This window comes from Herbaspirillum sp. CAH-3 (genome assembly GCF_009668275.1).
Taxonomy (GTDB): domain Bacteria; phylum Pseudomonadota; class Gammaproteobacteria; order Burkholderiales; family Burkholderiaceae_D; genus Herbaspirillum; species Herbaspirillum aquaticum.
In genome coordinates this window covers 58765-71554 of sequence record NZ_VSWE01000002.1, presented here as the reverse complement: position 1 = coordinate 71554, position 12790 = coordinate 58765, and the positions used below count along the sequence as shown (strand labels likewise).

Annotated in this window: 11 protein-coding genes; 5 read left to right on the top strand and 6 right to left on the bottom strand. The window is 63.9% G+C overall.

The genetic code is table 11. The features are described from left to right. The first annotated feature begins 82 nt into the window (after positions 1-82). Both ppk1 and sixA read left to right on the top strand, forming a co-directional pair. Positions 83-2203: a polyphosphate kinase 1 gene (gene ppk1 / locus FYB76_RS03095; protein WP_154132653.1), complete on the top strand. Its 2121-nt coding sequence runs from the start codon at positions 83-85 to the stop codon at positions 2201-2203. A 41-nt stretch (positions 2204-2244) separates the two neighbouring features. Further along, on the top strand, positions 2245-2724 hold the full coding sequence (gene sixA, locus FYB76_RS03090; RefSeq protein WP_088757342.1) for a phosphohistidine phosphatase SixA: 480 nt from the start codon (positions 2245-2247) through the stop codon (positions 2722-2724). Positions 2725-2856: 132 nt separating this feature from the next. Here sixA and FYB76_RS03085 read toward each other — a convergent pair whose 3' ends face one another. Next, positions 2857-4596, bottom strand: a complete 1740-nt coding sequence (locus FYB76_RS03085; RefSeq protein ID WP_154132652.1) for a methyl-accepting chemotaxis protein — start codon at positions 4594-4596, stop codon at positions 2857-2859. On the opposite strand from FYB76_RS03085, the gene FYB76_RS03080 reads away from it, so the two are divergent. Further along, a complete protein-coding gene (locus FYB76_RS03080) occupies positions 4586-4840 on the top strand; it encodes a hypothetical protein (protein ID WP_141107043.1) in 255 nt (84 codons plus the stop codon). The two genes, FYB76_RS03085 and FYB76_RS03080, sit on opposite strands and share 11 nt — an antisense overlap. A 105-nt stretch (positions 4841-4945) precedes the next feature. On the opposite strand, the gene FYB76_RS03075 is transcribed toward FYB76_RS03080, so the two are convergent. The 4 genes from FYB76_RS03075 to FYB76_RS03060 all read right to left on the bottom strand — a co-directional run bounded on the left by FYB76_RS03075 (position 4946) and on the right by FYB76_RS03060 (position 9841). After that, positions 4946-6682: a methyl-accepting chemotaxis protein gene (locus FYB76_RS03075; RefSeq protein WP_154132651.1), complete on the bottom strand. Its 1737-nt coding sequence runs from the start codon at positions 6680-6682 to the stop codon at positions 4946-4948. A gap of 404 nt (positions 6683-7086) precedes the next feature. Then, positions 7087-8136 carry a glycosyltransferase family 1 protein gene (locus FYB76_RS03070; protein WP_154132650.1) on the bottom strand — a complete coding sequence of 350 codons (1050 nt, stop codon included), beginning with the start codon at positions 8134-8136 and terminating at the stop codon, positions 7087-7089. A gap of 50 nt (positions 8137-8186) precedes the next feature. Continuing rightward, positions 8187-9077 (bottom strand): UDP-2,3-diacylglucosamine diphosphatase, encoded by an 891-nt coding sequence (locus FYB76_RS03065; RefSeq protein ID WP_154132649.1) that lies wholly within the window; start codon positions 9075-9077, stop codon positions 8187-8189. Beyond that, positions 9074-9841, bottom strand: coding sequence for a GNAT family N-acetyltransferase (locus tag FYB76_RS03060; RefSeq protein ID WP_154132648.1), 768 nt, complete (start codon positions 9839-9841; stop codon positions 9074-9076). Before FYB76_RS03060 ends, FYB76_RS03065 begins: the two co-directional genes overlap by 4 nt. Positions 9842-10338: 497 nt before the next feature. Here FYB76_RS03060 and FYB76_RS03055 point away from each other — a divergent pair, with 497 nt between their 5' ends. Both FYB76_RS03055 and FYB76_RS03050 read left to right on the top strand, forming a co-directional pair. Further along, complete coding sequence (locus tag FYB76_RS03055) at positions 10339-11121, top strand: 3-hydroxybutyrate dehydrogenase (RefSeq protein ID WP_145607699.1); 783 nt, start codon at positions 10339-10341, stop codon at positions 11119-11121. A 191-nt stretch (positions 11122-11312) separates the two neighbouring features. After that, positions 11313-12077 carry an AraC family transcriptional regulator gene (locus FYB76_RS03050; protein WP_154132647.1) on the top strand — a complete coding sequence of 255 codons (765 nt, stop codon included), beginning with the start codon at positions 11313-11315 and terminating at the stop codon, positions 12075-12077. On the opposite strand, the gene FYB76_RS03045 is transcribed toward FYB76_RS03050, so the two are convergent. After that, entirely contained in the window at positions 12065-12643 is a 579-nt protein-coding gene (locus FYB76_RS03045; protein WP_154132646.1) for a phosphonate degradation HD-domain oxygenase, read from the bottom strand. The two genes, FYB76_RS03050 and FYB76_RS03045, sit on opposite strands and share 13 nt — an antisense overlap. Between the last annotated feature and the right edge of the window lie 147 nt (positions 12644-12790).

Here is a 12790-nt window from a genome sequence, read left to right as displayed (position 1 = left end):
CAAAGCCGCCAAGGTGTTGTCATAAACTCGTCATACCTCCTAAATACACTGCCCGCTCAAAGTGGATGGACAGGGACCATTGATGACCAGAAAAGCAAAGCCGGAGAGCAGTACCCAACCTGAACTTCCCGCTAGTACGATTTACCTCAACCGTGAACTGTCGCAACTGGCCTTCAACCGCCGTGTGCTGGCCCAGGCCGAAGACGACAGCGTGCCGCTGCTGGAGCGCCTGCGCTATTTGTGCATTTGCAGCAGCAATCTCGATGAATTCTTTGAAGTGCGCATCGCCAGCCTGCTGGCCAACCGCATCGAGGGCGAGAACATCGATCCGCCCGAGCTGCGCGCCGCGCTCGAGCGCACCAGCGCCGAATGCCACCGCATCGTCACGCGCCAATATGAACTCCTGAACGAAGAGATCCTGCCGCAGCTGGCCGCCAACGGCATCCACCTGCTGCGCCATGACGACCGCAACGAAGCCCAGCGCGCCTGGGTGAAGCAATATTTCGAGCAGCACGTGCGCCCGCTCTTGACGCCCATCGGGCTGGACCCGGCCCACCCCTTCCCGCAGGTGCACAACAAGAGCCTCAATTTCATCATCGAGCTCTCCGGCAAGGATGCCTTCGGACGCGGTACGGCCATCGTCATCGTCAAGGCGCCACGCGTACTGCCGCGCGTGATCAAGCTGCCGGACCACCTGTCGGCCAAGGGCCAGTCCTCGTTCTGCCTGCTCTCTTCGGTGATCCATGCGCATATCGCGGACCTGTTCCCGGGCCGCGACATCACCGCCTATTCGCAATTCCGCGTCACCCGCAACAGCGACCTGTGGGTCGATGAAGAAGAGGTCAAGAACCTGCGCCAGGCGCTGGAGACCGAATTGCAAAGCCGCCAGTTCGGTGTGGCGGTGCGCCTGGAAGTGGCGGCCAATTGCCCGGAACACCTGGCGCAGTTCCTGCTGAACCAGTTCAACATCGAGCGCAATCGTCTCTACGCCGTGCAGGGTCCTGTGAACATGGTGCGCCTGGGCGAGATCGTGAACCTGGTGAACCAGCCCGAGTTGCGCTTCCCGCCCTTCTCGCCCACGCTGCCGCCGCAGCTGGCCAATGAAAACATCTTCGCCGCGCTGGACAGGAAGGACGTGCTGCTGCACCACCCCTTCCAGTCCTTCCAGCCGGTGGTCGATTTCATCCGCACCGCCGCCCATGATCCGCGCGTGCTGGCCATCAAGCAGACCATCTACCGCACCGGCATGAACTCGGACCTGATGGAGGCCCTGATCTACGCCGCCCAGCACGGCAAGGAAGTGACAGTGATCGTGGAGCTGATGGCGCGCTTCGACGAAGAGGCCAACATCAACTGGGCGGTCAAGCTGGAGCAGGCCGGTGCGCAGGTGGTCTACGGCGTGGTCGGCCTGAAGACGCACGCCAAGCTGGCCCTGGTGATCCGCCGTGACGACGACCAGAACCTGCGCTTCTATGCGCACCTGGGCACCGGCAACTACCACCCCAATACCACCAAGTTCTATACCGACTTTGGTCTCTTGACCTCCAACCAGGAGCTGACCGCCGAAGTCAACGAGGTCTTCATCCACCTCACCAGCCTGACCAAGCCGCGCAATCTCACGCACCTGTGGCTGGCGCCCTTCTCGCTGCAGAAGGAAATCATCCGCGCCATTCGCAACGAGGGACAGATTGCCCGCGAGGGACGACCGGCACGCATCATCGCCAAGATGAATGCGCTGCTGGATGAGTCGGTGATCCGCGCGCTCTATGCGGCGTCGGCCGACGGCGTCAGGATCGACCTGATCGTGCGCGGTGCCTGCGCGCTGCGGCCGGGGGTGCCCGGGCTGTCGGAGAACATCAAGGTGCGCTCCATCATCGGCCGCTACCTGGAACACTCGCGCATCTATTACTTCCGCAACGACCTGAAGCACGACGTCTACCTGGCCAGCGCCGACTGGATGAACCGCAACCTGTTCCGCCGCATCGAGGTCGCCTTCCCGGTGCTGGACAAGACGCTCAAGAAACGCGTGATGACCGAGGGATTGAATCCCTACCTGAAGGACAACACCAACGCCTGGCACCTCGACGTCAACGGCGTCTACACCCTCAAGAAGGCGCGCAACAAGCAGCAGTGCTTCAACGCCCAGCAACACCTGATGACCACCCTGGGCATTCCGGCCACGCCGCCGGAAGAACCGGTGTAACGCCGCGCATGGCGGCCTGCTGATTTCCTCAAGGAGCTGAGATGGACCTGATTCTGTGGCGTCACGCCGAGGCCGAACTGGGCGAACCCGACGAGGGCCGCGCGCTGACCCCGAAGGGGCACAAGCAGGCGGCGAAGATGGCGGAATGGCTGGACCGCAACCTGCCCGAAAGCTGCCGCATCCTGGTCAGTCCGGCCACCCGCACGCTGCAGACGGTGGAAGCCTTGAAGCGCAAATACAAGGTGGTGGCCGACCTGGCGCCCAACATGAGTGCCGATGACCTGCTGCGTGCGGCCAACTGGCCCGACAGCCGCGAACCGGTATTGATCGTGGGCCACCAGCCCACGCTGGGGCAGGTTGCGGCCCGGCTGATCTCGGGACAACCTCAGGAATGGTCGCTGCGCAAGGGCAACGTCTGGTGGATCGCCCAGCGCGAGCGGGGCGACGTGACCACCAATTACCTCAAGGCCGTGGTCGCCCCGGAGTTGCTCAACGGCCCGGCCAAGCATCCGTCACGCTGAAAACCCGCGCGCAATGGGCGGCTCGCCCCGCGCAGCGCTGGAGGTGAAGAAAAAAATCGCCGCACCCTGCACAAGCGGGCTGCGGCGATTCTTCATGGGAGCGCCTGAAGTTTCAGGCAAAAAAACGGACGATCAGAACGTCTCCCAGTCACCGTCATCGCTACTGGCAGGCTGGCGCGAGGCCGGCTTGGCTGCGGACGTAGCCGCCGGCAAGGCGGGACGCTTCAGGACCGGTGCGGCCTTGGACGCTGCCGCCTTGAGCGGCGCGGCTACCGGCTTGGCAACGGGCTGCACCACCTCGACCGGAGCCCGCACGGCCACAGCCTCGCCCTGCCCCACACGGAAGATCGCCACTTCCTGCATCAACGCCTGGGCTTGCTGCTCCAGCGACTTGGCGGCGGCACTGGCCTGCTCGACCAGGGCGGCATTCTGCTGGGTGGCTTCATCCATCTGCGTCACCGCGCGCGAGACCTGGTCGATGCCGGCGCTCTGCTCGTTGGAAGCCGCCGAGATCTCGCTCATGATGTCGGTGACGCGCTGCACGGCCTGGATCACGTCATTCATGGTGTCGCCGGCCTGGCCGACCAGTTGGGAACCGGCCTGCACGCGCTCGACCGAATGCATGATCAGCTCCTTGATTTCCTTGGCAGCACTGGAAGAACGCTGCGCCAGCGCGCGCACTTCGGTGGCCACCACGGCAAAGCCTCGGCCCTGCTCACCGGCACGGGCCGCTTCCACCGCAGCATTGAGGGCCAGGATGTTGGTCTGGAAGGCGATGCCATCGATGATGCTGACGATGTCGGTGATGCGCGCCGAGCTCTCGCGGATCTCTTCCATGGTCTGCACCACGCGGCCGACCACGGCATTGCCGTCGGCGGCGATGGTGGAGGCATTGACGGCCAGCGTCGTGGCCTGGCGGGCGTTGTCGGCGTTGTGCTTCACGGTGCCGGTCAGTTCTTCCATGCTGGAGGCGGTTTCTTCCAGCGAGGCGGCCTGCTGCTCGGTGCGCGCCGACAGGTCCAGGTTGCCCGAAGCGATCTCGCGCGTGGCCGTGGCAATGGCATCGCTGCCGCCACGCACGGCACGTACGGTGCGGGAGAGGCTCTCCTGCATGCGTGCCAGGCCCTGCAGCAACTGGCCCATTTCATTCTTCGAATGCACGTGGACCGGCTGGGTCAGGTCGCCATTGGCGATGGCATCGAAGTGGCGCAGGGCGCGCTGCATCGGCTCGCCGATCGCACGGCGCAGTGACCACCAGCTGAAGAAGGCCAGCAGCAGGCCGCCGATGACGGCCGCGATGGAAAACATGCGTGAGGCCTCGAACCGGGCCATGTTCGCTTCCACACTGGCGGCGGCCTGCTCGGTCTCATACTTGCTCAGGGCCTGGCCATCCAGTTGCATGGCGGTGTAGATGGTGCCGACCTTGCGCGCCTGGTCGGCGATAGCCTGGCGGTCCCCGCCCTTGATCACCTCGGCGAAGCGGGCCAGCTCCTGCTCGGTCTTGTCGATGCCTTCGGAGACTTTCTTGACCAGCACCCGGCCGTCGTCGGTCTGGGGCAGCGCGGTGTACTTGCCCCACCATTGCAGGGCTTCCTTGCGGGCGTTGGCGTCCATGCCCATCATGCGCTCGGCCCAGGCCGGGTCATTCGTCATGGCGGCCTGGTCCAGCGAGGTACGCTGGCGGCCGATCCAGATCAGGGTATTGTCGGCGGCGACCGTCTTGGGAATGCGCTCTTCGGAGAGCTGGCGGTTGATGCTCACGGCGGCCGACATGCCCAACAGGCCCGACAGGCCGAGCGCAAGCAGCAGGAGGGACAGGACAAGGACGGCAACGGCGAGTTGCGCCTTGATCGAAAGGTTCTTGATGGACATGGACTGGTTCCGGTGGATGAAGGGAAAGTACCGCAAGGTGATCCCCGGGGCCGCCTTCTTCGTGCAGTCGGCATGGGCGTCGTCGAGCCTGTGTGGCCGCTTCCGTGACGCCGCGCTCTTCCCCCCGGTTGAGCAGGCGACCGCCCTCCCCTTGCAGGAACGGTCTGTCTGCCGCATTGATATAGCTTTACGGCAACTTCGCAATTATCTTGAATTCTCACGGAACGTGCTTGCTCTGCCTTGAAAAAAAAACGCCGCCACCCTGCCAGGTGGCGGCGCTTGCGCGTTGACTTGATTTTTAGTTAACTATCTATTCATTGAAATCACAGGGTCGCTTCAGTACCCGCCATCAGAATTCCTCGAAATCATCATCCCGTGCCGCGGCTGCCGGCTTGCGGTTGGCAGGCGTACCCGCTGCCGGCAGGCTGGCCACCGGCCGGCTCTTGACCACGCTCACGGCCGGTGGTGCGTTGACGGTGCGCGCCGGCTGCACGCTGCCCATCACCGGCGCAGGATGCGGCATGCCCACTTGCCCCGCACGCGCAGTCTTGAGCTTGAACACCGCCACTGCGCGGGCCAGGACATCGGACTGCTCCTGCAGGCTTTCGGCGGCGGCCGCAGCCTGCTCGACCAGGGCCGCATTCTGCTGGGTGATCTCGTCGATCTGGGCGATGGCATTGTTGACCTCGGCGATGCCGGCACTCTGCTCCTGGCTGGCGGCCGTGATCTCGCCCATGATGTCGGCCACGTGCTTGACCGAGCTGACGATCTCGCTCATGGTCGCACCGGCTTCATCGACCAGCTTGCCGCCGGCATCGACCTTGTCCACCGAGTCGCTGATGAGTTCCTTGATTTCCTTGGCGGCGGCCGCGCTGCGCTGGGCCAGCGCGCGCACTTCCGAGGCAACGACCGCAAACCCGCGGCCCTGCTCGCCGGCACGGGCCGCTTCCACGGCGGCGTTCAGAGCCAGGATATTGGTCTGGAAGGCGATGCCATCGATGACGCCGATAATGTCGACGATCTTGCCCGAGCTTTCCTTGATCGAGCCCATGGTCGCCACGACGTCGCCCACCACGCGTCCGCCCTTGGTGGCGTAGTCCGAGGCCGACAGCACCAGCTGGTTGGCCTGCTGCGCGTTGGCGGCGTTCTGCTGCACGGTGGAGGTGAGCTGCTCCATGGAGCTGGCGGTTTCTTCCAGGCTGGAGGCTTGCGATTCGGTGCGGTTGGACAGATCCACGTTGCCGCGAGCGATTTCATGCGAGGCCACCGCGATGACGGCGGCGCTTTCCTTGACCTCGTTGAGCGTGGCGGCCAGGTTGCCCTGCATGGCATCGAGGGCGTTGACCAGGTGGGCGGCTTCATCGCGGCCCTGGTCGTGGAAGTCGTGGGTCAGGTCGCCACGGGAAATCGTTTCCGCGATATGGCCGGCGCGCTTGAGCGGATTGACGATGGAGCGCGTGATGACGAAGGTGAAGAAGAAGCCCAGCCCGAGCGTGAGCGCGCCCATGGCCAGCATGCCGACCTGGGCCTTGCGATAGCTGTCCTTGGCGTCGGCATGGGCTTGTTTCATGTCGTCTTGCTGGAAGGTGGCCAGCGCGGCCACGCTGGCCATCCACTTGTCGTGCGCGGGCAGGAAGTCGCTCTTCAACTGCTGGGCGGCATCGAAGTAATTGTTGCTGACCACCTGCTGGCGAATCTGCTCCACCAGCGGGAACAGCTTCTTGCTCTCGCCGCTGGCGGCCTCCAGCAACTGCTTGCCCTGGCCCTCCGAGGAGAGCTCGGTGATCTGCTTTTCAAATCCGGCGTAGGCCTTCAGGATCTGGCCCAGATGCGCGTCCTCGGCCTTGCCTTCGGCGGCATCGGTGGGCGTGACCACCTTGCGCAGGGCCAGCGCCAGCTGGCTGCCGGCTTCGCGCATGTTCATGGCGGCCGTCATGGCGGTGACCTTCTTCTCGATCACGTATTCACTGCTGGCCTCCAGCTCGGCCATGCGCCACAGGCCGATGAGCAGGATGGCGGTGGCCAGCAGCAGGATGAGGCAGAAGCCGAAAGCCAGGCGGCTGCCGATCTTGAGATGTTGAATCATGGATGTTCTCTTCCTTGTAACGCGCACTACGACTTTGATGCGGATGCCGACACCGGCGAGGGCCACGGTGCGTCGTCCGTTTTGCTTTGCTGTTCTTGCGCTCGCGGGTGAGCATGATTCATGCCTGCTCCGCGCCAGGCCTTTGCCAAAGTGCGTGGGGCGGACCTGTCAGGCCGGCACTGACGGGCTGTGATGCGCGACATGGGCGTCTCTGTTGGCGTTTTGTTATGGGCGCTGCGCCATACGACAGGCCAATTGCGACGTCAGCGCACGCGGGCGTGGCGCATCTTAGAAGAGGCGCGAGCGCGCATGCCAATGCTTTGTCGGCATGCGGCCATGTTCGTCTTGCATAGTTATCAAAAAATGAAGAAGAGGGACGGCTGCGCACGGCAGACGTCGCCAGCTCAGCGGGACTCGCGCACCGGCTTGATGGCACCGGCCTTGCCAGGCGCGCTGCGATGCGCCAGGTGCAGGTGCTGCAGGAACTGCTGGGTCGCCGATTCCCAGGAGCGGGTGGCGGCGTGGGCACGCACGGCTTCCTGGTCCAGCTTCAGGGCTTGCAGGCAGGCCTGCTGGAGGTCGTGGCGCAGCACGCCGGAGACGCCGTTGTCGACCACATCGATGGGGCCCTCGACCGGATAAGCGGCCACCGGAATCCCGCAGGCCATGGCTTCGAGCAGCACCAGGCCGAAGGTATCGGTCTTGCTGGGGAAGACGAAGACATCGGCGCAGTTGTAATAGGCCGGCAGTTCGTCATGGCCCTTGGCGCCCAGGAACCGTACTTGGGGATAGCGGGCACTCAGGTCTTCGAGCTGCGGTCCATCGCCGACCACCCACTTGGTACCAGGGAGGTCCAGTTTGAGGAAGGCTTCGATGTTCTTTTCCACGGCCACGCGGCCCACGTAGAGGAACAGCGGCCGCTCGATGCAGGCGTGGTCTTCCACCGCCGGACGGAAATGATTGGTATCGACGCCCCGCCCCCACAGGACGACATTGCGGAAGCCCTCTTCTTCCAGCGCCGACTTCATCGCCGGGGTGGGCACCATGATGGCTTCGGAGCGGCCATGGAACCAGCGCAGCAGGCGATAGGTGATCGCCTTGGGCAGCAGCTTGCGCGCAGCCAGGTATTCCGGGAAGCGGGTGTGATAGGCGGTGGTAAAACTGAGCTTGTGGCGCACGCAATAACGGCGCGCTGCCAGCCCCATCGGTCCTTCGGTGGCGATGTGGATGCAGTCGGGCTGGAAGGATTCGAGCGTGGCCGCGATGCGGGCATAAGGCTTGTAGGCCAGGCGGATTTCAGGATAGGTCGGACAGGCGAAGGTGCGGAAGTCGCGCGGCGACAGCAGCAGCACTTCGTGGCCGAGACCGCGCAGGCAACGCACGGTGGAGCGCAAGGTGTTGACGACGCCGTTGACTTGCGGCTCTCCGGCGTCGCTGATGATGGCAATGCGCATAAACTATATAAACAATATAAACGATATGTAGCGCGACGAACTTGCCGCCCTCAGGCGGTGGCGAGTTCCCGGGCCGCCTGGCGCGCTTCCTTGCCGGCGCGTTTGAGCTGCATGATTTCCTGCCAGGTCACCAGGCGCAGTTCACCATTCGGATCTTCCACCAGTGCCGAGAGGCTCTCGACCCAGTCGCCGTCGTTGCAGTAGACCACGCCGCCGATGTCGCGGATCTCGGGCTTGTGGATGTGACCGCAGATGACGCCATCCAGGCCCTTCTTCTTGGCTTCTTCAGCGAGTGCATCTTCGAAGGAGGTGATGTAGTTCACCGCATTCTTGACCTTGGACTTGAGGTACTGCGAGAGCGACCAGTACGGCAGCCCGGCACGGGCACGCCAGCTGTTGAACCACTGGTTGAACTTGAGGATCATGGTGTAGAGGCTGTCGCCCACGTAGGCGAGCCACTTGGCGCAGGCGATGACGCCGTCGAAACGGTCGCCGTGCAGCACCAGCATGCGCTTGCCCTCGGCGGTCACATGCACCAGTTCGTCGCGGATCTTGATGCCGCCGAAATCGAGGTCGATGAACTGGCGGATCACTTCATCGTGGTTGCCGGGGACGAAGATGACATTGGTGCCCTTCTTGGCTTTCTTGAGGACGGTCTGCACCACGTTGTTGTGGGACTGGTCCCAGTACCAGCGGCGCTTGAGTTGCCAGCCATCGATGATGTCGCCCACGAGATAGAGCGTCTCGGATTCGGTGGCGCGCAGGAACTCCAGCAGGCGCTCGGCCTGGCAGCCGGTGGTACCGAGGTGGATGTCGGAAATCCATATGGTGCGGAAGCGCAGCGGATCGCGCTTGGCTTCCTCGTCACCGGCATCGTGGTCGGGACCCAGGTCGGCGAACAGCCCCTGGGCTTTTTCCATGAACTGTTCGCGTGGCTTCATGCGGTCCTCGAATCCTTGAGGTAGTGGCGGGCGTAGCGGCTGTCGAGCTTGGAGAGCGGCAGCAGCAGGAAGAAATCGGCCGAGTGGAAATCAGGATCCCAGGCCGGTTCGCCGCACACCCAGGCACCGCTGCGCAGGTAGCCGCGCAGCAGCGGCGGGATCTGCGGCTCGATGCCGGCCTGGCGGTCTTCCAGCGGGAAGGGCAGCAGCGGCGTGACGCGGTAGTCCGGCGGCGCCAGGTTCTTTTCGCGGAAGGCGTGATACAGCGCGGCGGCGTTGTGGCCACCATCGGCCAGGCTCACGCTGGCGCAGCCCATCAGGTATTCGCAGCGCTCCTTGCGCATGTAGGCGGCCAGGCCAGCCCACAGCATCATGATGACGCCGCCGCTGCGGTAGTCCGGGTGGATGCAGGCGCGGCCGGCCTCGGCGATGACACCACGGATGTTGTCCAGGCGCGAGAGGTCGAATTCCTGTTCCGAGTAGAACTTGCCCATGCGGCGCGCACCGTGCGGACTGAGCACGCGGTAGGTGCCGACCACCGAGAGCGTCTTGCTGTCGCGCACGATCAGGTGATCGCAGTAGTCGTCGAACTCATCCTTGTCCAGGCCTTCCGGGTTGGCCAGGGCCGACAGGTTCATCGCTTCGATGAACACCTTGTAGCGCAGGCGCTGCACTTCGCGCACTTCTTCCGGGGTGCTGGCCAGGCTCAGGTTGAGCTTGGCAAAACTCGGATTGGCATCGGCAGGAATGGTAAGCAGTCTCATGCACTGTCCTTTGTGGTGATGTTGAAGGGGACCGTGGAAGACATCTGCCAGGTCAACCAAACAACATAAGCGACCTCGCCTGACATGCATCCTGCATCCCCCTCAGAATTGCGGCTGTCTCAAATGAAATCGAAGAATGGATCGATGGTTTTCGAGAAACAGCCGATGTCCCCGGGATAACGCTGCACAGACTAACCAGCGAATGTTTCACGCACATGACCTCTGCAAGCGTTTTGGCAGTGCAGCAACAACAGGCTGCCCAGCGTTACAATGGCATGACAAAGCGGCGCCAGGAGACCTCCCATCGAGGAGCAGGCACACGCGAGAGGGCAAGGAAAACGGGTGCAAGGGTGAGATCGGCACCCGTGGAATCTTTCGATGCTCAGTTCATCGAAACCAGGGATAGCTGGCCGCCATGCAGGCCGAGCGCAATTGCGCCGGTGGCATTGGCGGCCTGGCTTTGCAATGTCCGTCAACTCGAAACATAAAGGAAGATCATGCTACTCAAGGATAAAGTCGCTCTCATCACCGGTTCGGCCAGCGGCATCGGCAAGGAAATCGCGGTCGAATATGCCAAACAGGGCGCCAAGGTCGTCATCGCCGACCTGGCCCTGGAAGCGGCCAAGGCCACGGCCGAAGAGATCGTCAAGAATGGCGGGACCGCCATGGCGGTGGCCATGAACGTCACCGATGAAACCCAGGTCGACAAGGGCGTGGCCGATGCCGTGAATACCTACGGCGGGCTGGACATCATGATCAGCAATGCCGGCATCCAGATCATCAGCCCGGTCACGGAGCTGTCGCTGGAGAACTGGCGCAAGATGCTGGCGATCCACCTCGACGGCGCCTTCCTGACCACCCGCGCGGCGATGAAGGCCATGATCAAGCAAGGCCGTGGCGGCTCCATCATCTACATGGGTTCGGTCCACTCGCACCAGGCCTCGGCGCTCAAGTCGCCCTATGTCACCGCCAAGCACGGCCTGCTGGGGCTGGCCAAGACCGTGGCCAAGGAAGGCGCCAAGGACAAGATCCGCACCAACGTCATCTGTCCCGGCTTCGTGCGCACGCCGCTGGTGGAAAAGCAGATCCCCGAGCAGGCCAAGGAATTCGGCATCAGCGAAGAGGACGTGATCAAGAAGATCATGTTGAAGGACACCGTGGACGGTGAATTCACCACCACCCAGGATGTGGCCCAGACCGCCGTCTTCCTGGCGGCCTTCCCGACCAACGCGCTGACCGGCCAATCGGTGGTGGTCAGCCATGGCTGGCATATGCAGTAAGCTTCACCCGCATCCAGGCCTCTCCCGAAGCCGCCGTGGCGCAAGCCCGGCGGCTTTGTCTTGGCTGCCGGTAACACTGATGTTTTGCAAGACGCTTCAGGTCATGCGGATGTCGTGTGAAGGGATCGCGCTTGCTGCCGTCACAGCGAAGTCCGCTATCATGGCGGGGTTGCCTCACCTCCCTGCGCACCATGATCCCTTCCTCGCTACCGCATCCCGACACTGCCCCGCCCGTGGCGCAGTTGCACCTGCGCAGCTATCGCGAGGAGTCATTGGCGCACCGGCATGATTTCCCGCAGCTGGTGCTGCCGCTGGCAGGCCATCTGGCGATGGACATCGCCGGCCGCGAAGGCCTGGCCGATACCGCCACGGCGGCCTTCGTCGAACCCGGTGCGCGGCACGCCACGCGCGCCGGCGGCGAGAATCGCTCGCTGGTGGTGGACCTGGCTCCCGATGCGGTCGGCAGCCTGCAACTGGAGGCGCTGGCGCAGCGGCCATTTTTGCCCTTGTCGGGCGCCGCCGGCAAACTGGTGGAATTCATGGCGCTGGCACTGAGCGACAACCGCCCCGCCGGCAAAACGCTACAGCATTGGATTCCCCTGCTGCTGGACACGCTCACGCAGCAGCCGCAGGCGCTGTCGCGTCTGCGCCTGATGCTGGCGCGGGTGGAGGCGCGGGCCGACCATCCCTGGACGGTGGCGCAGATGGCGCAACTGGCAGCGATCTCCCCCAGCCGGCTGCATGAATGGTTTCGCGCCGAACTGGACACGTCGCCGCGCGCCTGGCTGGCCGAAGTCCGCGTGGCCCGGGCCTGCCAGCTGCTGCGCACGAGCAGCCTGCCGCTGGCGCAGATTGCCCAGCGTTGTGGCTATGGAGACCAGAGTGCACTCACGCACGCGCTGCGCAAGTTGCGCGGCACCACCCCAGCGGCGTATCGGAAGACTTACCTGGCCTGAGCACGGCCGGACTTGCCCGGCTGCAGCAGGCACTGGCTGAAGTAGCCGGCATAGTGCGCATAATCGGGCGTGGGCAAACCCGCTGTCTTGGCGCGATCATCCCAGCGCCGCAACCTGACCGCCTCCTCAGCATAAGGCCGGTCAATGAACGCCGCAGCCTGTTCCACATCGAAGATCCCGCCCTGCAATTGCAGGCTGCGCACCGAATCGGCGGAGAGCTGGGCGAAGTAATCCGGATCGGTGGCGCAAAGGTAGCGCTTGGCATCCACATGCAGGGCGATCGGGGCCAGCACGGCTTCATCGAACACGCCGCGCAGGAAAGGCAGCACGCGGTACTGGTGCAGGTCATCGATGCCGGCCAGCGTCGGGGTCTGGCCCAGGTCTTCCAGCAGATGCCCGAGGTCGTGCAGCAGGCTGGCCACGATCAGGCTGGGCGCTGCGCCCTCCTGCTCGGCCAGCCGCGCCGATTGCAGCGCGTGTTCCAGTTGCGTGACCGGCTCGCCGGTATATTGGGTGTGGCCGTGCCGTGTGAACAGCAGGGCAATGTCATCCAGGCTCAGGGCCATCGTGCGCCTCGCAGGTGAAGAAAAAGACCGAACGCCACTATAGCCCCTGCGCCGACGTACTCCGTGACATCTCCATGACATGCGCGCACGCAAAGAAAAACGGCGAGCCTTGCGGCCCGCCGTCGTTCATCGCTTCACTGCCTGACT

What these genes read in the sequence shown, in the direction of transcription:
- ppk1 (WP_154132653.1), top strand. Translation starts at nt 83, where the DNA reads ATGACCAGAAAAGCAAAGCCGGAGAGCAGTACCCAACCTGAACTTCCC.
- sixA (WP_088757342.1), top strand. Translation starts at nt 2,245, where the DNA reads ATGGACCTGATTCTGTGGCGTCACGCCGAGGCCGAACTGGGCGAACCC.
- FYB76_RS03085 (WP_154132652.1), bottom strand. Translation starts at nt 4,596, where the DNA reads ATGTCCATCAAGAACCTTTCGATCAAGGCGCAACTCGCCGTTGCCGTC.
- FYB76_RS03075 (WP_154132651.1), bottom strand. Translation starts at nt 6,682, where the DNA reads ATGATTCAACATCTCAAGATCGGCAGCCGCCTGGCTTTCGGCTTCTGC.
- FYB76_RS03070 (WP_154132650.1), bottom strand. Translation starts at nt 8,136, where the DNA reads ATGCGCATTGCCATCATCAGCGACGCCGGAGAGCCGCAAGTCAACGGC.
- FYB76_RS03065 (WP_154132649.1), bottom strand. Translation starts at nt 9,077, where the DNA reads ATGAAGCCACGCGAACAGTTCATGGAAAAAGCCCAGGGGCTGTTCGCC.
- FYB76_RS03060 (WP_154132648.1), bottom strand. Translation starts at nt 9,841, where the DNA reads ATGAGACTGCTTACCATTCCTGCCGATGCCAATCCGAGTTTTGCCAAG.
- FYB76_RS03055 (WP_145607699.1), top strand. Translation starts at nt 10,339, where the DNA reads ATGCTACTCAAGGATAAAGTCGCTCTCATCACCGGTTCGGCCAGCGGC.
- FYB76_RS03050 (WP_154132647.1), top strand. Translation starts at nt 11,313, where the DNA reads ATGATCCCTTCCTCGCTACCGCATCCCGACACTGCCCCGCCCGTGGCG.
- FYB76_RS03045 (WP_154132646.1), bottom strand. Translation starts at nt 12,643, where the DNA reads ATGGCCCTGAGCCTGGATGACATTGCCCTGCTGTTCACACGGCACGGC.